The 26054-nt window shown below is 63.3% G+C and carries 21 protein-coding genes; 10 read left to right on the top strand and 11 right to left on the bottom strand.

Annotation, left to right across the window (positions count from 1 at the left end; all coding sequences use genetic code 11):
• Nucleotides 1-6: 6 nt before the first annotated feature.
• On the bottom strand, nt 7-906 hold the full coding sequence (locus EYW45_RS12590) for a LysR family transcriptional regulator (protein WP_161135753.1): 900 nt from the start codon (nt 904-906) through the stop codon (nt 7-9).
• 329 nt (nt 907-1235) lie between these two features.
• On the opposite strand from EYW45_RS12590, the gene EYW45_RS12595 reads away from it, so the two are divergent.
• Complete coding sequence (locus EYW45_RS12595) at nt 1236-2486, top strand: porin (protein WP_161135754.1); 1251 nt, start codon at nt 1236-1238, stop codon at nt 2484-2486.
• Between the two features lie 148 nt (nt 2487-2634).
• On the opposite strand, the gene ilvA is transcribed toward EYW45_RS12595, so the two are convergent.
• Nucleotides 2635-4143 (bottom strand): threonine ammonia-lyase, biosynthetic, encoded by a 1509-nt coding sequence (gene ilvA, locus EYW45_RS12600; RefSeq protein ID WP_161135755.1) that lies wholly within the window; start codon nt 4141-4143, stop codon nt 2635-2637.
• A 108-nt stretch (nt 4144-4251) separates the two neighbouring features.
• Between ilvA and EYW45_RS12605 the strand changes: the two genes are divergently transcribed.
• Nucleotides 4252-4836, top strand: coding sequence for a YqaA family protein (locus tag EYW45_RS12605; RefSeq protein WP_161135756.1), 585 nt, complete (start codon nt 4252-4254; stop codon nt 4834-4836).
• A gap of 375 nt (nt 4837-5211) precedes the next feature.
• Nucleotides 5212-9174: a DUF3683 domain-containing protein gene (locus EYW45_RS12610; RefSeq protein WP_161135757.1), complete on the top strand. Its 3963-nt coding sequence runs from the start codon at nt 5212-5214 to the stop codon at nt 9172-9174.
• A 143-nt stretch (nt 9175-9317) separates the two neighbouring features.
• Here the strand turns inward: EYW45_RS12610 and EYW45_RS12615 are convergent, their stop codons facing one another.
• The 6 genes from EYW45_RS12615 to EYW45_RS12640 all read right to left on the bottom strand — a co-directional run bounded on the left by EYW45_RS12615 (nt 9318) and on the right by EYW45_RS12640 (nt 15279).
• Nucleotides 9318-10103 carry an HpcH/HpaI aldolase family protein gene (locus tag EYW45_RS12615; RefSeq protein WP_161135758.1) on the bottom strand — a complete coding sequence of 262 codons (786 nt, stop codon included), beginning with the start codon at nt 10101-10103 and terminating at the stop codon, nt 9318-9320.
• Between the two features lie 28 nt (nt 10104-10131).
• Nucleotides 10132-11115 carry a Bug family tripartite tricarboxylate transporter substrate binding protein gene (locus EYW45_RS12620; RefSeq protein WP_161135759.1) on the bottom strand — a complete coding sequence of 328 codons (984 nt, stop codon included), beginning with the start codon at nt 11113-11115 and terminating at the stop codon, nt 10132-10134.
• Nucleotides 11116-11338: 223 nt separating this feature from the next.
• The gene (locus tag EYW45_RS12625) at nt 11339-12352 is read right to left on the bottom strand and encodes a LacI family DNA-binding transcriptional regulator (RefSeq protein WP_161135760.1); all 1014 of its coding nucleotides are present in this window, start codon (nt 12350-12352) and stop codon (nt 11339-11341) included.
• On the bottom strand, nt 12349-13116 hold the full coding sequence (locus EYW45_RS12630) for an SDR family NAD(P)-dependent oxidoreductase (protein ID WP_161135761.1): 768 nt from the start codon (nt 13114-13116) through the stop codon (nt 12349-12351). The genes EYW45_RS12625 and EYW45_RS12630 overlap by 4 nt, the downstream gene beginning before the upstream one ends.
• Entirely contained in the window at nt 13113-14432 is a 1320-nt protein-coding gene (hisD, locus tag EYW45_RS12635; protein WP_161135762.1) for a histidinol dehydrogenase, read from the bottom strand. Before hisD ends, EYW45_RS12630 begins: the two co-directional genes overlap by 4 nt.
• A 382-nt stretch (nt 14433-14814) precedes the next feature.
• On the bottom strand, nt 14815-15279 hold the full coding sequence (locus EYW45_RS12640) for a VOC family protein (protein WP_161135763.1): 465 nt from the start codon (nt 15277-15279) through the stop codon (nt 14815-14817).
• A 109-nt stretch (nt 15280-15388) separates the two neighbouring features.
• On the opposite strand from EYW45_RS12640, the gene EYW45_RS12645 reads away from it, so the two are divergent.
• The 5 genes from EYW45_RS12645 to EYW45_RS12665 all read left to right on the top strand — a co-directional run bounded on the left by EYW45_RS12645 (nt 15389) and on the right by EYW45_RS12665 (nt 20922).
• Nucleotides 15389-16255: a LysR family transcriptional regulator gene (locus EYW45_RS12645; protein ID WP_161135764.1), complete on the top strand. Its 867-nt coding sequence runs from the start codon at nt 15389-15391 to the stop codon at nt 16253-16255.
• Nucleotides 16256-16363: 108 nt separating this feature from the next.
• The gene (locus EYW45_RS12650) at nt 16364-16624 is read left to right on the top strand and encodes a DUF2789 family protein (protein ID WP_161135765.1); all 261 of its coding nucleotides are present in this window, start codon (nt 16364-16366) and stop codon (nt 16622-16624) included.
• Nucleotides 16625-16917: 293 nt separating this feature from the next.
• Nucleotides 16918-18582 carry a methyl-accepting chemotaxis protein gene (locus tag EYW45_RS24865; protein ID WP_161135766.1) on the top strand — a complete coding sequence of 555 codons (1665 nt, stop codon included), beginning with the start codon at nt 16918-16920 and terminating at the stop codon, nt 18580-18582.
• Between the two features lie 77 nt (nt 18583-18659).
• Nucleotides 18660-20630: an alpha/beta hydrolase domain-containing protein gene (locus tag EYW45_RS12660; RefSeq protein ID WP_161135767.1), complete on the top strand. Its 1971-nt coding sequence runs from the start codon at nt 18660-18662 to the stop codon at nt 20628-20630.
• 154 nt (nt 20631-20784) lie between these two features.
• The gene (locus tag EYW45_RS12665) at nt 20785-20922 is read left to right on the top strand and encodes a DUF2256 domain-containing protein (protein WP_161135768.1); all 138 of its coding nucleotides are present in this window, start codon (nt 20785-20787) and stop codon (nt 20920-20922) included.
• A gap of 51 nt (nt 20923-20973) precedes the next feature.
• On the opposite strand, the gene EYW45_RS12670 is transcribed toward EYW45_RS12665, so the two are convergent.
• The 3 genes from EYW45_RS12670 to EYW45_RS12680 are packed head-to-tail and all read right to left on the bottom strand — an operon-like array spanning nt 20974 to nt 24212.
• The gene (locus EYW45_RS12670) at nt 20974-21864 is read right to left on the bottom strand and encodes an enoyl-CoA hydratase-related protein (protein WP_161135769.1); all 891 of its coding nucleotides are present in this window, start codon (nt 21862-21864) and stop codon (nt 20974-20976) included.
• Complete coding sequence (locus EYW45_RS12675; protein WP_161135770.1) at nt 21861-22976, bottom strand: acyl-CoA dehydrogenase family protein; 1116 nt, start codon at nt 22974-22976, stop codon at nt 21861-21863. The genes EYW45_RS12670 and EYW45_RS12675 overlap by 4 nt, the downstream gene beginning before the upstream one ends.
• A gap of 45 nt (nt 22977-23021) precedes the next feature.
• Nucleotides 23022-24212: an acyl-CoA dehydrogenase family protein gene (locus EYW45_RS12680; protein ID WP_161135771.1), complete on the bottom strand. Its 1191-nt coding sequence runs from the start codon at nt 24210-24212 to the stop codon at nt 23022-23024.
• A gap of 278 nt (nt 24213-24490) precedes the next feature.
• Between EYW45_RS12680 and EYW45_RS12685 the strand changes: the two genes are divergently transcribed.
• Nucleotides 24491-24868 carry a Zn-ribbon domain-containing OB-fold protein gene (locus EYW45_RS12685; protein ID WP_407924924.1) on the top strand — a complete coding sequence of 126 codons (378 nt, stop codon included), beginning with the start codon at nt 24491-24493 and terminating at the stop codon, nt 24866-24868.
• The gene (locus EYW45_RS12690) at nt 24865-26037 is read left to right on the top strand and encodes a thiolase (RefSeq protein ID WP_161135773.1); all 1173 of its coding nucleotides are present in this window, start codon (nt 24865-24867) and stop codon (nt 26035-26037) included. The genes EYW45_RS12685 and EYW45_RS12690 overlap by 4 nt, the downstream gene beginning before the upstream one ends.
• Nucleotides 26038-26054 lie beyond the last annotated feature (17 nt).

Raw genomic sequence — 26054 nt, forward strand, 5'->3', positions numbered from 1 at the left:
GTCGCGCTACGCTGTGCTTTCCGTCAGGCGCGGCTGGATGAAATCCAGAAACGCGCGCGTCTTGGCGGGCGGCGTGCGTGACGGCAGCAGCGCGAAAAGCGGGATCGGCGTCAAGCTCCATTCCGGCAACACCCGCACCAGCCCACCGTTGGCAATCGCGCGTTCCATCGCCGCGAACACCGGCAGCGGCGTGATGCCCAAGCCTTGGCCCGCTATGCGGCCGCTTACCCCGATGTTGTTTGCCGCCAGGCGTCCCGAGACCTTGACGCGCTGCACCTGTGCGCCCGAATGCAGCATCCAGTACGAATACGCATCGGTCATGTCGGGGCGCAGACACTCGTGATGTGCGAGATCGGACGGCACGCGCGGCTCCCCATAGCGTTCAAGATACGCGGGCGCCGCGAACAGATGATGCTGCATCAACACGAGTTGTCGTGAGATCAGCGTGGAATCGGGCTGCTGGCCGAACCGCAACACCAGATCGAATGGATTGCTGATCGGATCGATGGGCCGCATGCTCAGGTCGAGATCGCATTCGATCTCAGGATACGTTTCGGTAAACGGTCCGATGACGGCGGGCAGGAACAACTGCGCCAGGCTGGTCGGGATCGAGATGCGCAACCGGCCCTTGGGCTGCACCGCCATCGTCAGCAACTGATCGTGCGCCACGCGCGCTTCGTCGACGATATGCCTGCAGCGCTCGAAGTACAGCGTGCCGGCCTCCGTAAGCGTCAGGCGCCGGGTGCTGCGCGTCAACAACTTCATTCCGATCGCTTGCTCGAGCTCCGTCACGCGCTTGGACACGGTCGTGGTCGGCAGGCCGAGCGCCTGCGCGGCGTGGCTGAAATTTCCTAGTTTGGCGACTTCGACGAAAACGGCAATGTCGTTGAGTTGGACGTCTTCCACGCGTGGCCTGTGTGTTGGATGGCGATCGGATGGGGACCGCGACGAGAGCGTGATTGTATGCCGCGAGCCGGCCGCGATGTGGCGGGCGACGTGCCGAGATATGGACGACGCGACCGGTGCCGCATGGGCCTTGCGCGCAATGGCGCATGCCGCGTTCGATGTGGGCGAAAAGCAACTGATTGCGGGGTTTGGCAGACGCCAGCCCCCGTGAATCAGTCTGAGAATGTGGGCTTGCCACACCGCTCCCAGGCGGTGCGAAAGAGACTTGAATTCACCCGGTCAAGGCCGGAGATCAACAGTCTTTTTCGATCACCATCAAGGGCGACATCATGCAAAAAATCTGGACGAAACGCGCGCTGGGCGTGGCATTGGCAGCAGCGGGCCTGGCGGGTGCCGCCACCGCATCCGCGCAAGAATCCGCCATCACGCTCTATGGCATTCTGGACGCCGGCGTCGGGCACGAGCGCGTGTCCTTCGATACCTACGCGCCGCGCGCGAATCTGAACGCGCCGCGCGTGGCCAACGGCCGCGTGCATCAAAGCCGCACCGGTGCCATCGGCGGCGTGCTGAGCGGCTCGCGGTTCGGCATGCGCGGTACGCACGGCCTGGGCAACGGCAGCTACGCCAACTTCAAACTCGAATCCGGATTCAACACGTTGAATGGTCAATCGGGGCAGGGCGGCCGCCTGTTCGGGCGCGACGCCTGGGTGGGTCTGGGCAATTCGAGCTGGGGCGAGTTGCGCGTGGGCCGCCAGGGCAACGGTGGCGACAAGTACCTGGGAACGATCGATCCCTTCGGTACGGCTTACGGTGTGTCGGGTGTGGATACCGTCATGGGCGTCTCGGTGCGCGGCGACAACATGGTGTCGTACCACACCCCCAATATCAACGGCTTCGAAATCATGACCGGCTACTCGTTCCAGGTGGACGATGGCATGAACGAAGGCGACGAAGCTTTTGCCACGGCAAACAGCACGCGCCTGTTCACTGCCGGGCTCAAGTATGCGTCGGGCCCCTTCACGATGGTTGCCACCTACGATCGCCTCAATCCGCGCAACAACGCCACGAACGATCGGGACGATGGCCGACCCGGCAAGGCCGAGGCGCGTCTGCAGGCGTTCATGGTGGGCGGTGTGTACGACTTCGAAGTTTTCCGCTTGAGTGCCGCCTACAGCAACACGCGCGACGGTTGGCTGGGCACGAAAAACCTGGGCCGCATGCCGTTCGGCAGCGATGTGGCATTCGATCCGGATAGCGGCGGCATTGGCGGCATGCAAGAGCCGAAAGCGCGTTGGGGCGACTTCGCCCTGGCCAATGGCTTCCGTTCACACGCGACGATGTTGGGTGTGGCCATTCCGTTTGGCGCCAATGAGGTCTATGGCTCGTGGCAGCGCGCCACGGCCAACAACAAAAAGCTGACGGGTGGCGATTCCACGTTCAGCGTGTATGCCTTGGGCTACAAGCACGCGCTGTCCAAGCGCACGGATCTGTATGCCTATGGCGCTTACACCACAAACTACGCGTTCGTGGATAACGCGAAGGGGCAATCCTTCGGTGTGGGCATGCGCCACGCGTTCTGATCGCAGGCGCTAGCGCAGGTTCAATGCAAAACCGTCTCCTGGCCAGAGACGGTTTTAAGGTCATTCAGCGCTTAGGCATTCAGCGCTTAGGCATTCAGCGCTTCAGCCATTCAACGCGTCTGCCATTGAACGCGTCGGCCATTCAACGCTACAGAAACAGCTTGTACGCCGGGTTGTCGGTCTCGTTCCAGTTGGGATAACCCAGATCTGAAACGAACGCCTTGAATTGCTTCTTGTCCGACGGCGGCACCTGGATGCCAACGAGGATGCGGCCGTAGTCGGCACCCTGATTGCGATAGTGAAACAGGCTGATGTTCCAATCCGGATTCATGGCGTTCAAAAAGCGCATCAACGCGCCCGGGCGTTCCGGGAACTCGAAGCGATAAAGCAGTTCGTTGGAGGCCAGTCCCGAGCGCCCGCCCACCATGTGACGCAAATGGGTCTTGGCCATTTCGTCGTGGGTGAGGTCGAGCGTATCGAATCCGTGACGGCGCAGCGTGCTGGCTATCTTGGCCGGCTCTGCGGCCGACGACACCTGAATGCCCACGAATACATGCGCACGATCGGCGTCCGAAATGCGGTAGTTGAATTCGGTCACGCTGCGATCGCCCACCAATTCGCACAGGCGCCGGAAGCTGCCGCGTTGCTCGGGCATCGAGACGGCGAAAACCGCTTCGCGCATCTCGCCCACTTCGGCCCGATCGGATACGAAGCGCAGGCGATCGAAGTTCATGTTCGCGCCGCACGCGATGGCGACGACGGTTTTGTTCTTCCACTTGTTTTCAGTGACGTATTTCTTCGCGCCGGCGATGGCCAGTGCGCCGGCGGGCTCGAGCACGCTGCGCGTTTCCTGAAACACATCCTTGATTGCCGCGCAGATGGCGTCGGTGTTCACGACCACGAAATCGTCCACGTACTGACGAACGAGCCGGAACGTTTCGACGCCGACCTGCTTAACTGCCGTGCCGTCCGAAAACAGACCGACGTCGGTCAACATGACACGGCGGCCTGCGCGCACGCTGCGCAGCATTGCATCCGAATCTTCAGTTTGCACGCCGATGATTTTGATGTCGGGCCGCAATTGCTTGATGTAGGCAGCCACGCCGGATATCAGACCGCCGCCACCTATCGCGGCGAAAATCGCGTCGATCTGGCCGGGATGCTGGCGCAGGATTTCCATGCCGATCGTGCCCTGGCCGGCGATCACATCGGGATCGTCGAAGGGATGCACGAACGTCAGCTTTTGTGCGCGCTCGAGTTCTTGCGCATGCGTGAAGGCGTCGGAAAAGCTTTCGCCGGCCAACACCACTTCGCCGCCCATGCGGCGTACCGCCTCGATCTTGACCTGTGGCGTGGTGGTGGGCATCACGATCACGGCGCGGCAACCCAGCCGCTTGGCCGACAGCGCCACCCCTTGTGCATGGTTGCCCGCCGATGCCGCGATTACGCCGCGCGCGAGCGCAGCTGGCGGCAAGTTCGCCATCTTGTTGTAAGCACCGCGCAACTTGAAGCTGAAGACCGCTTGCGTATCTTCGCGCTTGAAGTAAATCGAATTGCCGAACCGTTGCGAAAGCAGCGGGGCGAGCTCGAGCGGCGATTCGACGGCGACGTCGTACACCTTAGACGTAAGAATGCGTTTGAGGTAATCGGTGGACATGGACGACACTAAGAAGGGGGGAACCGGCAGCCGGGCAGATTACCATAGCGCTCTTGATGGGCCGAGCGCGGTTTTACGCACTTATCGGACCGATTTACGGATGGCGTGATGGAAGCTTCGCTGCTGGCGTTCATACAGAGTGCACTGGCCTATCTGGCCTTGCCGCAGGTCGGGTTGTCCGCGATTTTCGTGATCGCGTTGGTGTCGGCCACGTTGCTGCCGCTGGGCTCCGAACCGGCCGTGTTTGCCTATATCAAGGTCGCGCCCGATATGTTCTGGCCGGCGGTGCTGATCGCCACGGCCGGCAATACGATCGGCGGCGTGATTACGTATGGCATGGGATGGGCGGCCAAGCGCGCCGCCGACCGCATTCGTCATCGCGATGCGGCCGCAACGCACACCGGAGACGCATCAGCGGCATCGGCAGCGCCAGCAGCATCGGCAGCAACGGCGGCACAGACTGCTGTGGCCCCTGGCGGACGGTGGCATCAGCGCAGTCATGCCTGGCTCGATCGTGCCGGGCCTCCGGCCTTGTTGCTGGCCTGGTTGCCGGTGATCGGCGACCCGCTGTGCGCGGTAGCGGGTTGGCTGCAACTGCGCTTTTGGCCCAGCGTCATCTACATGACAATCGGCAAATTCGGACGCTATGTGGTGATGACCGGTGGCCTGCTCTGGTTGTTTCCGAGCGCATGAAAGTTTGCCGGTGCAAAACGTTTCCAACTGCATGAAAGTTTGCCGGCGGATAACGGTTCCCGATGCATGAAAGTCTCCCGGCGCATAGAAACAGGATGGCTCAGGCGGCATTGGGTTCGAGCGACCCCGCGGTTTTGCTTATATGTTCCGGCACCAAAACGAGGCGGGTCTTATAACGCGGTGGGATATGGCGCCAGTCGGAAAGCCGCCCTGTTGCATCGTGCGCCGCCCTTGCAGAAGCCGCTATTTCAGGCCCTTGTGAGGCCGCCGACGCTACATTTGGCATGAAAAATCGGGGTTTCCCAGGGAAAACCCGTCATCGCGGCGTCCCTTGCCTTAAACTACCGCTTTAAGAGCCCTCACTCTGCTCCCCTCATGAATGCCCCCGTCGCCAGCCACCTCCTGACCGAGGCCATCTCGCCCGCATCGCAGTCGCGCTTGCGTGAAATCCCCTACAACTACACGTCGCTCTCCGATCGCGAGATCGTGACGCGGTTGCTCGGCATCGATGCCTGGCAGTTGTTGTCGGACCTCCGGGGCGAGCGCCGCACGGGGCGGTCGGCGCGAATGCTGTACGAAGTGCTGGGCGACATCTGGGTCGTGCAACGCAATCCGTACCTGCAGGACGACCTGCTCGATAATCCCAAGCGCCGCAAGCAACTGATCGAAGCGCTGCATCACCGTTTGAACGAGATCGACAAGCGTCGCGGAAGCGGCGTGGATCACGGCCCGCAAGCCGATGCGATGCGCGATGAGCGCGTGGTGGCCTTGCTGCAGCGGGCGCACGGTGCGGTCACGGCGTTCGAGAACAGCTTTGCCACGACCGATGGCTTGCGCCGCCAGACGCTCAAGGCGCTGGGTCGCATTACCCATAAAGACAACATCAAGTTCGATGGCCTGTCGCGCGTGTCCCACGTGACGGACGCGACCGACTGGCGCGTCGAGTACCCCTTTGTGGTGCTCACGCCCGATCGTGAAGACGAGATCGCTGCACTGGTGCGTGCCTGTATCGAACTCGATCTGACCATCATTCCGCGTGGGGGCGGCACCGGCTATACGGGCGGGGCGATTCCGCTCACGTGGAAGTCGGTGGTGATCAATACCGAGAAATTCGACGCGATCGGCGCGGTCGAGTCCTGTACGTTGCCGGGGCTTACCGAGCCCGTGGCCGTGATTCATACCGGTGCCGGTGTGGTCACCAAGCGGGTGTCCGAAGCCGCCGAGCGGGCGGGTTTCGTGTTTGCCGTGGACCCCACCTCGGCCGAAGCGTCGTGCGTGGGCGGTAACGTGGCCATGAATGCAGGCGGCAAGAAAGCCGTGCTGTGGGGCACCGCGTTGGACAACCTCGCCAGCTGGCGCATGGTCGATTCCGACGGCAACTGGCTCGACGTCACGCGACTGGCCCACAACATGGGCAAGATCCATGATGTGGAAAGCGTGCAGTTCGAGCTCGCCTGGTCGGATGGCCGTCACAAGCCGGGGCAGACCCCGCTCAAGCGCGAAACCCTCACCATCGAGGGCCGCAAGTTCCGCAAGGAAGGCCTGGGCAAGGATGTGACCGACAAGTTTCTCGCTGGCTTGCCCGGCGTGCAGAAAGAGGGCTGCGACGGCCTTATTACGTCGGCCACTTGGGTGCTGCATCGCATGCCGAAGCACACGCGCACGGTGTGCATGGAGTTTTTCGGCCAGGCGCGCGACGCGATTCCGTCGATCGTCGAAATCAAAAGTTATCTGGATGGCGCGGGCCGCGAGCGTGGTGCCATCCTTGCCGGCCTGGAGCATCTGGACGAGCGCTATCTGCGCGCGGTGCGCTACGCCACGAAGAGCAAGCGCGGCGTGTTGCCGAAGATGGTGTTGATCGGCGACATCGTGGGCGACGACGACAGCGCGGTGGCGGCCGCCGCCAGCGAAGTCGTGCGTCTGGCCAATACGCGCCATGGCGAGGGTTTCGTTGCGGTAAGCGCCGATGCGCGCAAGACCTTCTGGCTCGATCGTTCCCGCACGGCCGCCATTGCGCGTCACACCAACGCCTTCAAGATCAATGAAGACGTCGTGATTCCGCTGGGCCGCATGGGCGAGTACACCGATCACATCGAACGCATCAATATCGAGCTGTCCACGCGCAACAAGCTGCGATTGCTCGATGCCTTGGATACCTTGCTTGCGCAGCCGTTGCCACGCGCCAAGGTGGACACGTCCGACGAGTCGGATAATGCACGCGCCGAGTGGCTGGACGAAGGCGCGCGCCAAGGCGTGGCGCTCGTGGCGCAAACGCGCTACCGATGGCAGTGGCTGCTCCACAATCTGGATGTGCCGCTGGCCGACCTGATCGCGCACCTCGAGGCGTTGGCGCTCACGCCGTTGCGCGATGCGCTTACCGATCGGCTGGCCGCGCAACCGCAAGCGCGCGTGTTCGACGTGGTGCAGGACCGCACGATCCGCTTGTCGTGGAAGACGGAAGTGCTTACGCCGTTCACACAGATTTTCGCCGGCTCGGCCGGAGAGTGCGTGCTGGACGAGATTCGCGCCGTGCATCAACGCGTGCTCAAGAGCCGCGTGTTCGTGGCGCTGCACATGCATGCCGGCGACGGCAACGTCCACACGAACATTCCCGTCAACTCCGACGATTACGAGATGCTGCAGGAGGCCAACGAAACGGTCGTGCGCATCATGCAGATCGCGCGCGATCTGGATGGCGTGATTTCGGGTGAACACGGCATCGGTCTGACCAAGTACGAGTTCCTCACCGCCGAAGAGCTGGCGCCGTTCCAGGCCTATAAGCGGCGCGTCGATCCGAACAATCACTTCAACGCCGGCAAACTCATGCCCGGTGCGGATTTGCGCAACGCCTGGACGCCCAGCTTCAACCTGATGGGCCACGAATCGCTCATCATGCAGCAGAGCGAGATCGGCGCGATTTCGCATGCGGTGAAGGATTGCTTGCGTTGCGGCAAGTGCAAGCCGGTGTGCGCCACGCACGTGCCGCGCGCCAACCTGCTGTACTCGCCGCGCAACAAGATTCTGGCGACCTCGCTGCTGATCGAAGCCTTCCTGTATGAAGAGCAAACCCGGCGCGGCGTGAGCCTGAAGCATTGGGAAGAGTTTGAAGACGTGGCCGATCACTGCACGGTATGCCACAAGTGCTACAACCCCTGTCCGGTCGATATCGACTTCGGCGATGTGTCGATGCAGATGCGCGCGTTGCTGCGCCGCATGGGGCAGAAGTCATTCAACCCCGGCACCACGGCGGCGATGTTCTTCCTGAACGCGAAGGACCCCACCACGATCAACGCCACGCGTCAGGCGATGGTGGGCGTCGGCTACAAGGTACAGCGCGCGGCGCATGACCTGCTGGCCGGCTTTGCCAAGAAGCAGACCAAGGCACCGCCTTCGACCGTGGGCCGCGCGCCGTTGCGCGAGCAGATCGTGCACTTCGTCAACAAGAAGATGCCGGGTGGACTGCCCAAGCAATCCGCGCGCAAGTTGCTGGATATCGAAGACGCGAACTACGTGCCGATCATCCGCAATCCCAAGACCACCAGCTCGGAAACCGAAGCGGTGTTCTATTTCCCGGGTTGCGGATCGGAGCGGCTGTTTTCGCAGGTCGGCCTGGCCACGCAGGCCATGCTCTGGCATGCCGGCGTGCAAACGGTGCTGCCGCCGGGTTATCTGTGCTGTGGCTATCCGCAACGCGGCAACGGCATGACGGACAAGGCCGAGCAGATCATTACCGATAACCGGGTGCTGTTCCACCGCGTGGCCAATACGCTCAACTACCTCGATATCAAGACGGTGGTCGTGAGCTGCGGCACCTGCTACGACCAGCTCTCGGGTTATGAATTCGAGAAGATTTTCCCCGGCTGCCGCTTGATCGACATCCACGAGTACCTGCTCGAAAAGGGCATGAAGCTCGAGGGTGTGAACGGCGTGCGGTACATGTACCACGATCCCTGTCACACCCCCATGAAGCTGCAGGAGCCGATGAAAACGGTGCGGGCGCTGGTGGGCGAAGAAACCATCAAAAGCGACCGGTGCTGCGGTGAATCCGGCACGCTGGCGGTGACCCGGCCCGATATCTCGACGCAGATCCGCTTCCGCAAGGAAGAGGAAATGCAGAAGAACATCGACCAGGTGCGCGCGACCGGCCATGGCGGCGACATCAAAGTGCTCACGTCATGCCCGTCATGCCTGCAAGGCTTGTCGCGCTATGAAGGCGATACCGCCGCGCAGGCCGACTACATCGTGGTCGAAATGGCGCGCCATGTGCTGGGTGCGTCGTGGATGGAAGACTACGTGCGTCACGCCAATGAAGGCGGCATCGAGCGCGTGCTGGTGTAGTGCCAGCCAGCATGGCTTGAACAGAGGAATGGGGGCGGCCTGCGTATGTGTTGGGCCGCCTTTCATTTCGCCGCACGCTCCGGCGTAAGCGGTGCGCAATGAACCTGGGCGCGCACGCCTGCCGCGTGCCCGGTCCCTTTGCTTCAATATCGCAGCGTGGCGTCCCGCCCGGCGGATGCTGCCTGCGCCAGGGCTTTCGTAATCACGCTGGTGGTCACGTTGGCAAAATAGCAGGCGCCCAGTGCGCCGTATTTGTCTTCGTCCTGCGGCGTCAACGCGATGATCCCGGCGCATTTGCCGGCGCCGACGATTGCCGCCAGACCTTGTGCGATCGCCGCCTGAACCGGCGGGGCGTTCCAGTCGCTGCCATGACCCATCGCATGCGCCAGATCGTTGGGCCCGATGAACACGGCGTCCACACCTTCGACGGCAGCGATCTCACTGGCGCGTGCAATCGCTTCCGGCGTTTCGATCATCACGATCAGGCTGATGCCGTCGTTGCTGCGCTGTGTGTGACCCGCGCCGCCGAATGCGCCATAGCCCGCCGCACGGGTGCTGAAGGCGCTGCCGCGCTTGCCCAGTGGCGGATAGCGCACCATGTCGACCAGGCGCTGCGCCTGGTCTGCGGTTTCGACCATCGGCACTTGTACGGCACTGGCACCCATGTCCAGGATGCGCGGGATATCGCGCTCGAAGCAGCGCACCACCGGCACGATGCCGCTGGCACGCGCCGCGCGCAGCATGTGTTCGGTGGTGCCGAAGTCCGCACTGCCGTGTTCGTTGTCGATGATGATGAAATCGAATCCGGCATAGCCGCACATCTCGACGATCGCGGGGCTGGGCAAGCCGTTGAAGACGCCGCGCAGGCGTTTCCCGCTGCGCAGCATCGCGGGCATGGCGCCGTCCAGGGGATAGCGGGGTTCGGTCATGCGGGTCTCCTTTTTTGATGCGCTATTGTCATTCGCTCTTGATGCCGGCGTCTTTGATCACGGTACGCCACTTCTCGATCTCGGCGAGCTGGAAGGTGGCGAATGCGGCCGAATCGCGGCCGTCCGGCTGTACGCCCAACTGCAGCAACTTGGCCCGCACTTCGGGGATCTTGACGACTGCGGCAATCTCGGTCGCCATCTTTGCCACGATGGGAGCGGGCGTGCCGGCGGGTGCAAAAATGCCTTGCCACGACTGCATCTCGAATCCCGGCAAGCCCTGTTCGGCCAGGGGCTTCACGCCCGGCAAATCGTCGAGCGGTTTGGCCGACGTTACGCCGAGTACCTTCACGCGCTTGGCGTCGATCATGGGGCGAGCGGCTGCGACGGTTTCGAAGATCACATCGATCTGGCCGCCGATGAGATCCACCATCGCTTGCGAGCCGCCTTTGTAGATGATCTGACGCATGCGGGTTTTGGAGATCGACTGAAACAGCTCGCCCGACAAATGCTGCGAGGTGCCGGCGCCAGCCGAGCCGTAGGTGAGACCATCGGGATCGGCGCGCGCGGCATCGATCACATCCTGCACGGTGTTGAAGCGGCTATCGGCCCGCACCACGAGTGCGTTGCTCACCATGCCCACGAGCGATACCGGAACGAAGTCCTTTACCGGGTCATAGCCCAGCGATTTGATGAAGAAGGGATTGACTGCATGCGTGGTGATCGTGCCGCCCATCACGGTGTAGCCATCGGGCTCTGCGCGGGCTACCTGCTGCGTACCGACGAGCCCGGAGACGCCGGGCTTGTTTTCCACGATGACCGACTGGCCCAGACGGGTGCTCAATTGTTCGGCCATCAAGCGTGCCACACCATCCGATACCCCGCCCGGCGAAAACGGCACGATGTAGCGGATGGGTTTGGTGGGCCAAGCCGGGGCGGCCTGCGCGTGCGCAAGCGGGCCGGCGAGCGCGAGCGCTGCGGTGCAGATCGCGCTGCGGATCAGATGCCATGTCATTATTTTGTCTCCATGAATGAATCGGTGGGCTGGTGGCGCCAGAGGCGCTCCAGTCCTGTGTTGTCGAATACGGTCAATGTGTTGGTCGGGTCTTGTATGTTGAGTCGTGGCATGCGGCCAGTGTGGGGTCGCCTCTGATGCGTTGAGTCGTCGCTTGTCTCGGTTCGCACCGGCGTCAGTTCGTGTCGGTCGGGTGGTCGATGACGTCAGATCGCCAATGGCCTCATGCATGCCGAATCGTGTCCCGTTCCACGAGCAGGCAGGGCACGACCACATCGCGTGCGCGCAATACACCGTGCATCTGCTCGCTGAGCAATGCCACCGTGGCATCCACCATGGGTTCCACTTCCTGACGCACGGTCGTCAGGCGATAGCCGCCCCAGGCCGCTTGCGGTACGTCGTCGAACCCGATCAGGCCCACGTCGTTCGGCACATCGAGCGCGAGTTCGTGACGCATCACATCCAGCGCGGCAATCGCCATGTGGTCGTTGGCGGCAAAGAGCGCATCGAGATCGGAGCCGGGAGCGAAGAGGCGGCGGGTGGCGGCGCGGGCGAGATCGAAGTTGTACTGGCCAACCTCGCGGCGTGCGACGGTCATGCCGGCTTGTGCCAAGGCGTCGTTGAAGCCGCGCTCGCGTTCGCGGCTGGTCGACGAATCTTCCAGCCCCGCAAGAAAACCGATGCGGCGGTAGCCGCGTGCGACCAGAAGTTCAGCCGCCATGCGCCCGCCGGCATAGTTGTCGGACGTGACGGAACTGGTGGCATGCCGCGCCAAGCCGCCGATATCCGAAATCCGGTTGAACTGCACCACCGGAATGCCCAGATCGGCGCAACTGCCGGCCAGGGTGCGCGAGAGCCGGGCGGAGGCCATGACCACGCCGTCGGCCTGGTATTGCAGGATTTCGGCGAGCACGCCATCGGCAGCCTCGTCGATCTCGGCGATGAACATGAGCACGTGATAGCCCTCGCTCTGCAACTTCTGCGAGAGCTTTTCGATCACCAGGGGATAGAACTGATTTTCGAGATAGCTCATCACGAGCGCCACGATGTGACTGCGGCGGGTGATCAAGCTGCGTGCCAAGGCGTTCGGACGGTAGCCGAGCTTTTGCGCGGCAGCCAGTACCTTGCGGCGCGTCTCTTCGGACACGCTGGCCCCGGGTGTGAACGTGCGGCTCACAGCCGACTGCGACACCATCGCCAGGTCGGCCACATCCTGCGCACGCGGCGCACTTTTCATGCGGCGCTCCAGCCGCCATCCAGCATGAGCGCGCTGCCGGTCATCAGGCTGGCGGCGTCGCTCGCCAGAAACACCACCGCGCCCATGACTTCGCTCACCTGCCCCACACGGCCGAGTGCGATGCGGTCGCACACCCAGCGCCGGAAATCGGGCGCCTCGAACATGGGCGCCGTCATGGCGGTTTCAATGAAGGTGGGGCAAAGCGTATTCACGCGGATTTGCTGCGGCCCAAGTTCCCAGGCGAGCGCCTTCGTCATGCCCTCTACCGCATGCTTGCTGGCACAGTAAAGGGTGCGCCCCGGGCTGCCCACATGGCCCATCTGCGAGGAGATGGTGATGATCGAACCGGGCTTGCCGGCGGCGATCAGGCGGCGCGCCACGGCACGGCTGGTATAGAACGTGGCTTTCACATTCAGTTCGAGCACGGCGTCTATATCGCCATTGCTCAAGTCCACCATCGGCTTGGGCCGGTTCATCCCGGCGTTGTTGATGAGGATATCGAAGGGCTCGCGTTCGGCAACTTCCCGGTCGACCGCTGCGCAGTCCGTCACGTCCAGCACCAGCGGGTCGCAAGCGATGCCGTCCGCGCGCATGGCGTCGCACGCCGCGTGAAGTTCGGGCGCGCGCCGGGCCACCACCGTAACGTGTGCACCCGCGCGGCCAAGCGCCACCGCGGCGGCCAGACCGATGCCGCCGCTGCCGCCCGTGACCAACGCGCGGCGGCCATCGAGCCGAAAGCTCGGCCCTTGAGGCAATGTGATCATCCGCGCGCCTCGATCGGTTCGTACCAGGGCAGATCCGGGCGGTTGCCGTAGCGGCGCACGCGGATATTGGCCTGTTCGCCATGGCCCGAAAAATTTTCCATGTGGCACAACCGTGAACCGTATTCGCCGATCGTCACGCTGGCTTCATCGGTGAGCACGCGTTGGTAGGTGCAAGTCTTCAGGAACTTGCCTACCCAAAGCCCGCCCGTGTAGCGCGCGGCGCGGTTGGTGGGCAGCGTGTGATTGGTGCCGATCACTTTGTCGCCGTAGCTCACATTGGTGCGGGGCCCGAGGAAGAGGGCGCCGTAGTTCGTCATGTGCGCAAGAAAGTAGTCCGGATCGCGCGTCATCACCTGCACGTGCTCGAAGGCCAGATCGTCGGCCACCTGCAGCATTTCTTCGTACGTATCGCACACGATCACTTCGCCGCAATCCGCCCAGCTTATGGCGGCCATGTCGGCCGTGGGCAGAATGGTCAGCTGGCGGTCGATTTCGGCCAGCGTGTCGCGCGCCAGTTGTTCGCTGTTCGTGAGCAGGATGCAGGGCGAGGTGGGGCCATGCTCGGCCTGCCCGAGCAGGTCGACGGCGCACAGTTCACCGTCGACGCTGTCATCGGCGATGACCAGGGTTTCGGTCGGGCCGGCAAAGAGATCGATGCCCACGCGGCCATACAACTGTCGCTTGGCTTCGGCGACATACATATTGCCCGGGCCCACCAGCATATCCACGGCCGGCACGCTGGGCGTGCCCACCGCCATCGCGACCACGGCCTGTACGCCGCCCAGCACGAGGATCTCATCGGCACCGGCCATGGACATGGCCGTCACGATCGCAGGATGGGGCTTGCCTTGGTAAGGCGGTGCGGTGGCCACCACACGCTTCACGCCGGCCACCTTCGCGGTCAGCACGCTCATGTGGGCCGAGGCCAGCATCGGATACTTGCCGCCGGGGATGTAGCAACCCACTGCATTCACGGGAATGTGCTTGTGGCCCAGCACCACACCGGGGTGCGTTTCCACTTCCACGTCCTGCATCGAATCGCGCTGGATCTGCGCAAACTTGCGGATCTGTGCTTGCGCGAAGGTGATGTCTTCGATTTCGCGGGCAGACAACTGGCGGCGGGCCGCCTCAATGTCGGCTTGCGATAACCGGAAGTCGGCCGGCTCCCAATTATCGAACTTGCGGCTGTACTCGCGAACCGCGTCGTCGCCGTTGGTCTCGATGTGCTGGATGATCCCTTCGACCGTGGCGCGCACCTTGGCATCGTCGCCGGTTTTCACGTCGGCCGAGCGGCCGCGTTTCAAATATCTGATCATGGTAGTCAAAGCCCCGGATGTGGAAGCACTTGCGTGGCATGCCGTGCAGTGCGGTTAAAGCGTGCCGTGTAAACAGCGAGTGGGACCACTTTCAGTGTCTTGCATACGTATGCAAATCAGTAGAAACCCTAGGTTTTGACGACTCTTGGCATTCAAGGGATCAGAAAATGAAGAATGCCCCGCAAGGCAATCTGTTCCTTTGGGGATCAGATCAGCCAGCGGGGCATCCAGGTGGGCACTATCTAGGTGGGAGCAACGACACCGGCGCTACGAAGCGGGCGCTACGAAGCGGGCGCAGCGCAGCCTGATCGACGCAGCCGTGCGACCATCGGCGCCGCTGGGGTGCCGCGATCACCGCGCTGCGGGCATCTGCGCCTGGGACTTACTTCGCGAAGAGCGAACCCAGATCGGCAAACGACTTGAATTCCAGAGCGTTACCCGACGGATCCATGAAGAACATCGTGGCTTGCTCGCCCGGCTCGCCCTTGAAACGGATATAGGGCTTGATGACGAAGTTCGTGCCGGCGGCCGTCAGCTTGTCGGCCAGGGCTTGCCAGGTGGCCATCGGCAGCACGGCGCCGAAGTGGCGCACGGGCACTTGATGATCGTCCACTGCGCTGGTGGCACCGGCGCTGGTGCACTCTTCGGGCGACAGGTGGGCCACGATCTGGTGACCGTAGAAGTTGAAGTCCACCCAGTGTTCGGAGCTGCGACCTTCCGGACAGCCCAGCAATTCGCCGTAGAACGCGCGGGCTTCGGCGATGTCGCGTACCGGGAAGGCCAGGTGAAACGGCGGCAGGGTCGTTTGGCCGGCGAGCGATTGAGCGGGGGCGGTGGCAGTGTTCATGGATGCACTCTCAAGACAAATTGAATGGGGGGAACTGATGACGCTAGTTTAGGAGCGTTTTTTTCGATTGAAAAATGATATTTTTTGGTTCTCACCATAAAATATATCGATGCTCAAAGAATTTGCGACCTTTATCGCCGTGGCGCGGGATGGCACGTTTACCGGCGCCGGGCAGCGGCTCGGATTGACGCAATCGGCTGTCAGCGCCCAGATCAAGCGCCTGGAAGAATATCTTGGCGCACCGCTTTTCGAGCGCACGCCGAAATCGGTGCAGCTCAACGCGTACGGTCGAGACGTCTTGCCCCAGGCCGAAGCCGCGCTTGCCCTGGTCGATCGAATGGGAGCGGGCGAGGAGCGGGCGCCGCGTTCGGGTTTGCTGCGGCTGGGGGCGATCACATCGGCGCAACAGGATATCGTCGTTGCTGCCATGCGGATGCTGCGCGACACGCATCCCGATGTGCGCGTGCGGGTGCTGCCCGGTGTATCGCTGTCGTTGCTGGGGCAAGTGGATGCGGGCGAAATCGATTTGGCCGTGGCGATTCTGCCGCCTTTCGCGCTGCCGCCCGAACTCTATTGGACGCCGTTGCTGTCCGAGCCGATCGGTCTGGCGATGCCGGCGCATTTGGGCGATATGCCTTGGCGCGAAGCGCTCGCCACGCAAGCGTTCGTGCGCTACGACAAGGCCTCGTTCGGCGGGCGCCTGGTGGATATGTTCTTGCGCCGGCATCGCATTACGGTGATGGAGTTGGTGGAGCTGGACGATATCGATGCGATCGGCAACATGGTGCGTCAGGGTTTGGGCGTGGCATTGATGCCCCGCACGGCGCGCCTCGATATGACAGGTATCGGCTGGTCGACCCTCGACGAACTCGCCTTCGAGCGCGAGATCGGTATCGTCGGGCGCAAGCGGGACGACGACCAGGGGTTGGCCGCCACGTTTGCAAAGTGCCTGGTGGCGGCCGCGCGGCAACGATGATGCGTTTGTGAATGGCGCGCAGCGACACGGATGCGGGCCGGCGCGGAACGATTCGTGCTGTACACGACGCTTCAGATCACGCTGGCGCTCGCGCGCAAAGGACCGAATATGGATGACACGACCCCCCGCATGTCCACGCTGTTTCAGCAGTTGGGACTGGACGACAGCGACGAAGCGATCGCCACGTTCATCAAGGATGGCCAACTGGCGTCCGAGGTGAACATCGTCGATGCGCCGTACTGGAGCGATGCACAGCGCCACTTCATCGGCGAGCAACTTGGCGCGGACGCCGCCTGGGCAATCGTGGTGGATCAGTTGAACGAATCGCTGCACGAGAACTCGGTCAAGCGTCAGACCGGTCTGGATTGAGTTCGCACCGCAAGCCGGAGCCGCCCGCTGGGGCAGTGCTCCGGTACCAGCGCCGCCAAGCGTTGGGGGCACGGCAGTGCGCGGTGGATCGACATGAGCCCCAGGCCGCGTGAGTCGACAACGATGTCGCCCTTCCCTCTGTGTGACTCACACCGCGACGGTGTTGCATTGCAATAAGTAACCGTTGTTCGTGCTGTTTTTCTCACATTCGAGAATCGTGCAGAGCGGTGACACTTGGTCCGCACGGGCCGCCACGTCGATTGCAGGCCCGATATTCGAGTCGAGTCTGAGAAATGAAAACGTTGAGTCTGAAGTCCAAGCTGCGATTGGCGATGGTGCTGATGTGGGTTGGCTTGTTGGCGCTGGGTGGCTGGTCGGCCATGAACGCACGCGACATCATGATGCAGGAGCGTCGCGATGGCTTGGAGCGCATTGTGGAAGTGGCCAGCAGCATCGTGGGGGGCTTCGCCGCCCAGGTGAATAACCGCACGCTGACGCCCGAAGAAGGCAAGAAACAAGCGCTCGATCAACTGCGCAAACTGCGTTACGACAGCGACAACTTCGTGTTCGTGGTGGATTCGGCGCCACTCTTGCTGATGCACCCCAACGGCACGTCGATCATCGGCAAAAACGTGGGCGACCGCAAGGACACCAACGGCAAGGCGTACTACCAGGAGATGGTGGACGTCGGCAAGCGCGACGGCCAGGGTTTCGTCGAGTACATGGCGGCGAAGTCGACGAATGCCGAAGACCGTGCGCTCAAGATCAGCTTCGTGTCGTACTACCAGCCGTGGGACTGGTTCATTTCGTCGGGCGTGCTGGTTGATGACGTGCAAACGGCGTTCTACAGCAACCTGATCAAGGCGCTCATCATCCTGGCCGTGATCGGCGCACTGGTGACGATCGTGATGATGCTGATCAACCGCAGCGTGACGCGCAGCCTGGGTGGCGATCCGTCGGAAGCTGCGGCGATCGCGCAACGCATCGCGTCGGGCGATCTCACGCAACGCGTGGCGGTGGGTGCAAACGATACGTCGAGCATGATGTATGCGATGAGCCGCATGCAGCACAATCTGGCGCACACGATCGGCGCGATTCGTGAAGGCACGGATAGCCTGAACGTCGCTGCGCGCGAGATATCGGCCGGCAACATCGACTTGTCGTCTCGCACCGAAGAGCAGGCCGCCTCGTTGGAAGAAACCGCGGCGAGCATGGAAGAGCTGACAGCCACCGTGCGCCAAAATGCCGGCAGCGCCGGTCAAGCGGCGACGCTGGCGCAAACCGCGTCGGGCATTGCCGCCAAGGGGGGCGAAGTGGTCGGCAACGTGGTCACCACGATGGCCGGCATCACCGACAGCTCGCGCCGCATCGCCGAAATCATCAGCGTGATCGACAGCATCGCGTTTCAGACCAATATCCTCGCGTTGAACGCCGCCGTCGAAGCCGCCCGCGCGGGCGAGCAGGGCAAGGGCTTTGCCGTGGTCGCCAGCGAAGTGCGCAATCTGGCGCAGCGCAGCGCGCAAGCCGCCAAGGAAATCAAGGCGCTGATCGATGATTCCGTGACGAAGGTGGGTGCGGGCTCGACGCTGGTCAATCAGGCCGGGCAGACGATGGAAGAGATCGTTCAAGCCATCAAGCGCGTGACCGACATCATGGGCGAAATCACGGTGGCATCCAACGAGCAGAGCTCGGGTATCGAACAGGTCAGCCTGGCCGTGACGCAAATGGATCAGATGACGCAGCAGAATGCTGCGCTGGTCGAACAGGCGGCCGCCGTGACCGCGACGATGGAAGATCAGGTGTCGCGATTGCATGAGTCGGTGTCGGCCTTTAAAGTGCCGGGCGCAGCCGCGCATGCCGGCGCGCACGCCCATGCACCCGAACGCGCGCAGATGACGTCCCCGCGTGGCCAGTCGCCCGCCGCCATGGCGCTCGCGTTCGACAACGCGGGCGCTTAATCCCCTTATTCAGGTCAGGAGGTGCGGCGCATCGCCGCCTCCTGGCCTTTTCTCTTTTTCTGGTTGAAGGAATCTCGATGCCTATTCGCTCGTCCATCTCGCGTCGCCCCGTTGCGATCCAAACCACTGCTGTGTTTGCCCTCGTCTCGGCATTGTTTGCCGCGCCCGCCGCGCAGGCGGCCGTGACTGCATTCGACGTGCAGACGCGCGACGCGCAGGCCTTGGAAGGCCGTGTGTTCGGCCCGGCTGGCACTGCAGAGAAAATCTCCGGTGTGGCCACCATCGCACTCGATCCGCAAGACGCGCGCAACGCGGGTATCACCGATCTGAGCCTGGCGCCGCGCAACGCAGCCGGGCGCGTGGAAGCGCGTGCGGATGTGGTGATCCTGCGCCCCGCCAGGCCCAATGGCACCCTGATCGTCGAAGCCCCTAACCGCGGCCGAAAATTGATCGGCGCCGTGGTCGACGAGGGCAGCGTGCCGGGCAGCAGCCGGTTGAAAGAAGCGGGCGATGCCGGCAATGGGTTTTTGCTTTCGCAAGGCTATACGCTGGCGTGGGTGGGGTGGCAGGAAGACGTGCCCGCGGATGCCGGCATGCGCATTGTGCTGCCCACGATCCCAGGCGTGACGGGTGCCTCGCGCGATGAGTGGGTATTCACGAAAGCGAGTGCCACCGAGCGTGTGGCGCTCAGCTACCCGGCTGCCACGCAAGCGCATGCCCGTTTGACCGTGCGCGCGCAACGCCTGGATGCCCGTAGCAATCCCGCCGACTTGTCGTTCCGCTTTATCGATGACAACACGATCGAGATTGCACGGCCCAAGAACATGCCGGTCGATACGATCTATGAATTCACCTACACCGCACGCGATCCCAAGCCGATGGCGATGGGCTTTGCCGCGATCCGCGACGTGACGGCGTTTCTCACGCATGACGTCACGTCCGCCAATCCCCTGGCGGTGAACGGCAAGCCGGCCATCGCCAAGACGATCGGCTTGGGTGTGTCGCAATCGGGCCGGGTGCTGCGCGACTACCTCTATCAAGGCTTCAACCAGGACGAGGCGGGACGTCAGGTTTTCGACGGGTTGCTGCTGCAGATTCCGGGCGCGCGCCGCACCTTCACCAACACGCGCTTCGCACAACTGTCGCGTAATCCCGGCCCGCACGCCGACGATCTCTATCCGGTGGATCAGTTTCCGTCGGCCTACGAGGTGAGCCGCGATCCGTTTACGGGTAAGCAAGACGGTTTGCTGCAGCAATGCCGCGCAACCGACACGTGCCCGCGTATCGTGCAGATCGATTCCGAATATGAATTCTGGGCGTCGCACGCCAGCCAGCTCGTGACCGACGGTCGCGGCCGCGATCTGCCGTTGCCGGCCGAGGTGCGCGCGTTCATGGTGGTGGGCTCGCAGCACTTCCCCAGCCCGGTCTCCAAGGCGATGCCGACGTGCGCATTGCCCACCAGCCCCGTCAGCCCGGCGCCGGCCACCCGGGCCTTGTTGACGGCACTCAATCAGTGGGTGACCGTGGGCACGCAGCCGCCGGCGAGCCGTTATCCCACGCGTGCGCAGGGTACGTTGTCGCAGGCTCAAGGCTTGTATCCCGCCATTCCCGGTTTGCCCTATCGCGCGGCGTACGTGGCCTCGCATCGGATCACCGAGGGCGCCCGCTTGCCGATCGCACAGGGCGAGTACCCGCTCTATATGCCGCGTGTGGACGCCGACGGCAACGGGATCGGCGGACTGCGTCTGCCGATCGTGGCGGCGCCGCGCGGCACCTACGTGGGCTGGAATCCGAAGAGCAACAATCCGGAAGGGTTGTGCACGCAGATGGGCAGCGCCGTCCCCTTTGCGGCGACCCGCGCCGAGCGCATCGCGCGCAAGGATCCGCGTTTGTCGATCGAAGAGCGTTATGCGGACGACGCCGCGTATGTGGCGGCCGTCAAAGCTTCCGCGGATAAGCTCGTTGACCAGCGATTGTTGTTGGCCGACGATGCGGCGGCTGCCGTGGCTGAAGCGCGCGCAGGAAAGCTCGCCAAGCTTGATCAGTGATCATGACGGTCGCACCGCATCGGCATCATGCGGTGCAGCGCGCGGCGCTGAACGGTGTGCCGTTTTCATCGTCATGCTCGCGCGGTATCGCTGACGATGACCTCGACCGTCGTGTCGCGCGCTGTGCGGTATCGTTGCTGCTTTGGGTGCGTCGATGAAGATGCGCAAGAAGGGCGACCTACCCACCAAAATCTGCGTGCGCTGCGGCCTGCCGTTTACCTGGCGCAAGAAATGGGAAAAGGTGTGGGACGAGGTGAAGTACTGCTCCGAGCGCTGCCGCCGTGGCGGCTGACGCGCGTCGTGAACACGTCTGCGGCCGGGCTCCGGCGCGATGCGCCTGGCCCTACTTGCCTTTGAACGCAGGCGGCCGCTTTTCGGCGAACGCTTTCATACCCTCCAGATAGTCGTCGGTATACCCCATCGTTTTCTGAATCTCGGCCTCCAGATCGAGCTGTTGCGAGAGCGTGTTGGCCGCGCTTGCCTGCACCAACTGCTTCGTGCCGCCATACGCGCGCGTCGGCCCGAGGGCCAGCCGATTCACGATTTCGTCCAGCGTCTGGCTGTAGGCGTCATCGGGGATGCACTTCCAGATCAGGCCCCAGGCTTCAGCCTGCGCCGCACTCACCGGTTCGCCAAATAGAAAGGTGCCCATCGCCCGTGCGGTGCCGATCTGGCGCGGCAGAAAATACGTGCCGCCTGCATCCGGCACCAAACCGATCTTGCTGAAGGCCTGGATGAAGGTCGCCGACGCCACGGCAAACACCACATCGCAGGCGAGCGCCACGCTGGCACCGGCGCCGGCCGCCACCCCATTGACCACCGCTACCACCGGTACCGGCAGCGCGCGGATGGTTTGAATCAATGGCGCGTAATGCGCCGTCAGTCCGGCGCTCAGGTCGCGCCGCTCGCCTTCGGATAGCGGCTTGCGATCGTTCAGGTCCTGGCCCGCGCAAAACCCGCGTCCGCGGCCTGTGATGACGACCCCACGCAGATCCTGCTGCGCTTGCAGAAACGCAAAGGCATGCTTGAGTTCGCCGTGCATTACATCGGTGAAACTATTCAGCCGGTCGGGCCGATCGAGCGTGATCACGCCCACGCCTTGACGGTACGCGAAGGCAATCGCGCCATAGTGACCCGCGTGACCGTCGTTTTCGGCCGTTGCAGAAGCCTTGGCGGCAGCAGAGGCACCATAAGCAGCAGAAGCACCAGAAGCAGTAGAAGTCGGACCCGTCATGCCAGCGTCTCCAGGATACGAAAATGCTCGGACGTATCGCCGAGCAGCAGTTCCAATGCGGTCAAGCGTTTGAAGTAGTCGCCGATTTCCATCTCGTCGGTCATGCCCATGCCGCCGTGCAGTTGAATGGCTTGCTCGCCGATGAAGCGGCCCGCACGCGCGGTTTCGATCTTGGCTTGCGAGATCATTTTCGCGCGGCGCGGTGCATCCGTCTCGGACAAGGCGGCCACCGCGACGTAAGCCATCGACAGTGCCATTTCCTTGGCCACGAGCATGTCGGCCAGGCGGTGCTGCAAGGCTTGGAACGACGCCAGCGGCTGACCGAATTGCCGCCGGTCTTTCAGGTAAGTGGCCGTGAGATCGATCGCGCGCTGCATCGCACCCGCCGCTTGAATCGAGAGCGCAGCGATGCCCCATTCGATGCCGGTGGCCAGCGCGCGATCGGCATCGCGCCCATCCACCAGCAAGGCGCTGTGCGGCAAAGGCGCGTTCTCAAACACGATATCCGCACAGCGGCTGCGATCGAAGGTGGGCGCGTCGATCACGCGAACATGAGCGGTGTCGGCGGGCACCACGAAAATCGCCGTGCGACCTTCTTCCGTGCGCGCCGACACGATCCAATGGGTGGCGGCAGCGCCGTGCCACACCTGTTTCTTCAGGCCGGTGAGGCGATAGCCATCCGGTGCCGCGGTCGCATGCATCGACATGGGCCGCGTGTGATAGCGGCGATTGGGTTCCTGGTAGGCCACGGCGAGCACGACCGTGCCTTGCGCCACGCCAGGCAGCAGCGCGGCGTGATGGGCTTCGTTGTCTGTAGCGGCGATGAGCGCGGCGCCCATCACGGCGCTGGGAATCACGGGTTCATCGACCAGGCCGCGGCCCAGCGCCAGATGCACCGGCACCAGACTCGACGGGTCTTCGCCAAAACCTTCATACGCCGGCGCGATCGTGAGGCCCAACACGCCCATGTCGGCCAGGGTCTCCCACGCGCCGGCATCCACCACGCCCTGCGCCTGGCGCGCGCGTCGTTTCGGCATCGTCCATTCGGACTGCACCAATCGCTCCAGGCTTTCAGCCAGCATGCGCTGCGATTCGCTATATACAAAATCCATGGTTGTCTTCTCGCTTGGTTTGCTATCGATCGGGCGGTGGCGGCGTCACAGCCCCAGCAGCATCCGCGCGATGATGTTCTTTTGCACCTCGGTCGAGCCGCCGTAGATCGTGGTCTTGCGCATGTCGAGATAGCCCGCGCCCATGGCGCAGGCCACGTCGTCACCGGGCGCATCGTCGGCATCGTCGGCGATCATCCAGCGCGGATCGTAGGCCCAGGCGTCGGGGCCGGCGGCCTCCATCTGCAAGCGGGCGAGCTGCTGCTGGATCTCGGAGCCGCGGATCTTCAGGATCGACGCCTCGGGGCCCGGCGCACCCTCATTGGCGGCCGCGACGCGCAGGAGCAGCATCTCCAGCGCGGCGATGTCGATCTCGACTTGCGCGATCTTGTCCTTCATCCGCACGTCGTCGGCCATTGCGCCGTCGCCGGTTTGCTGATGGCGGCAAAGCGACTTGAGCACCTCGAGTTCGCGGTAACAATGCCCCAGGCCGGCGATGCCGGTGCGTTCGTGCCCCAGCAGATACTTGGCGTACGTCCAGCCCTGGTTTTCTTCGCCGACGCGATCGCCGACCGGCACGCGCACGTTCTCCAGCCAGACTTCATTGATGTCGTGCCCGCCGTCCAGCGTGGTGATGGGGCGCACCGTGACGCCCGGCGCGCGCATGTCGATCAACAGCATCGAGATGCCGCTCTGCTTCTTTGCTTGCGGATCCGTGCGTACCAGGCAAAACATCCAGTCGGCGTACTGCGCCAGCGTGGTCCACGTCTTTTGACCGTTGACGATATAGTGGTCGCCGTCGCGCTCGGCCCGGGTCGAGAGCGAGGCCAGGTCGGACCCCGATCCCGGTTCGGAGTATCCCTGGCACCACCAATCCTGCATCGTGACGATCCGAGGCAGCAGTCGGGCTTTCTGTTCGTCACTGCCGTACTTCAGCAGTACAGGACCGATCATGGTGAGGCCGAACGGCAAGAGGCGCGGGGCACCGGCCTTGTAGGTTTCCACCTCGAAGATCAGGCGCTCCATGGCATTCCATCCGGTGCCGCCATGGGCGACCGGCCAATTGGGGGCGCCCCAGCCTTGCTCGGCCAGCGCCAGGTGCCAGCGCACGTAATCGTCTTTTTCAAGCCGTCGATGGCGCATCACCTTGTCGCGGATATCCGCCGGCAGCTTGTCAGCCACGAATGCGCGCACGGTATCGCGAAAGGCACGCTCTTCGGGCGTCCAGTTGAGATTCATGATGTGTCTCCTCCTTCTCCAATCTAGTCCCAGGGTGGGGTGGGGCGCAATTTCCCTTTTTGGAACACGCGCTTATCCTGAGCCGAATGGTGTGCCTGGCAAATGCCTGACACGCGTCAGCAGGCAATCCGGGCCGGTCGCCCACGATGGCGACGCTTCGTGTGTCCGGAAGGCCCGGTTAAGCAATGAAGAATGGTCAAGCGCGCAACGGATACGCAAAACTCGACGTTCTGTTCCTCTCTTGAAGACGAGCCATGCCGAATACTGAGTCCGCCGCGATGCCGCAGGGCGCCGATCTGCATTACCGCACTGCGTTGGACAGCGGGCAGTTCCTGATCCAGCATTGCGTGGCCTGCGATCGGGCGGTGTTCTTTCCCCGCATGCTGTGTCCGCATTGCGGCAGCGTCGATCTCACCTGGATCGCACCCACCGGTGCCGGCATCGTGTATTCGACTACCGTGGTGCGCCGCAAGGCCGACGCCGGCGGCGACTATAACGTGGCCCTGATCGACCTGCAGGAAGGCGTGCGTCTGATGTCGCGAGTGGAAGGAATGCCGCCCGCCGACGTGCGCATCGGCATGAAGGTGCAGGCCCGCGTCGATCAGGTCGACGGACACGGCTTGCTGGTTTTTACCCGCCAGGGAGAACAGCAGTGACCATCGAATCCTTGAGAGGTGATGTCGCGATCGCAGGGGTGGGGCAGGCCGGCCTGGGCGATGCCACCGGCTTCACCGAAATGGAGATCCTTGTGCAGGCGGCGCAGCACGCGGTGGCCGACGCGGGCCTGACCATGCAGGATATCGACGGCATCTGCACGGCCAGTGTCGCGGCCACCATGTGGGTGATGCCGGTGATCGAGCATCTGGGCATTCGGCCCACGTTCATCGACAGCACCATGCTGGGCGGATCGAGTTTCGTGGCGCACATCATGCCGGCGATTCAAGCCCTGGCGAGCGGGCAGTGCAACGCCGTGCTGGTGTGCTACGGCAGCACGCAGCGCACGTCCACCGTCAACCGGGCGGAAGTGGGGCGCATGCGCAAGCACATGGATCCGCAACCGTACGAGGCGCCGTACGACCCCTTGTCGCCGATCAGTTCGTACGCGCTGGCGGCGGCGCGTCACATGCACCAGTACGGCACGACGCGCGAGCAATTGGCCGAGGTGGCGTTGGCCGCCAATCAATGGGCACAGCGCAATCCGGAAGCGCTGGCGCGCGAGCCGCTCACGCTGGACAAGATTCTGGGCGCGCGGATGGTGTCCGATCCCCTGACGGTGCGCGACTGCTGTCTGGTGAGCGACGGCGCAGGGGCCTACGTGCTCGTGCGTGCCGACCGCGCCCGCGATCTGCCGCAAAAGCCGGTGTATGTGCTGGGCAATGCGACGGCGGTCTGGAATCGCCAGATTTCGTCGATGCACGATCTGACGATCACCGCCGCGCAGGAGTCGGGCCGGCGCGCCTTTGCGATGGCCGGCGTCACGCCCGCCGATATCGATGTGGTGGAGGTGTACGACGCTTTCACGATCAACACCATTCTCTTTCTTGAAGATCTGGGCTTCTGCAAAAAGGGCGAAGGGGGTGCGTTCGTGAGCGGCGGTGCAATCGCGCCGGGCGGGCGGTTGCCGGTCAACACCAATGGCGGCGGGTTGTCGTGCATCCACCCTGGCATGTACGGCATCTTCATCATGATCGAAGCCGTGCGGCAATTGCGCGGCGTAGCGGGTGAGCGTCAGATCGACGATGCGCAACTGGCGGTCGTACACGGCAACGGCGGCACCTTGTCGAGCCAGTCCACCGCTATTTTGGGGACGGCCAACACACTTTGATTTCAAGACGCCCACGG

It is taken from the genome of Schauerella aestuarii, assembly GCF_009866805.1.
Taxonomy (GTDB): Bacteria; Pseudomonadota; Gammaproteobacteria; order Burkholderiales; family Burkholderiaceae_B; genus Schauerella; species Schauerella aestuarii.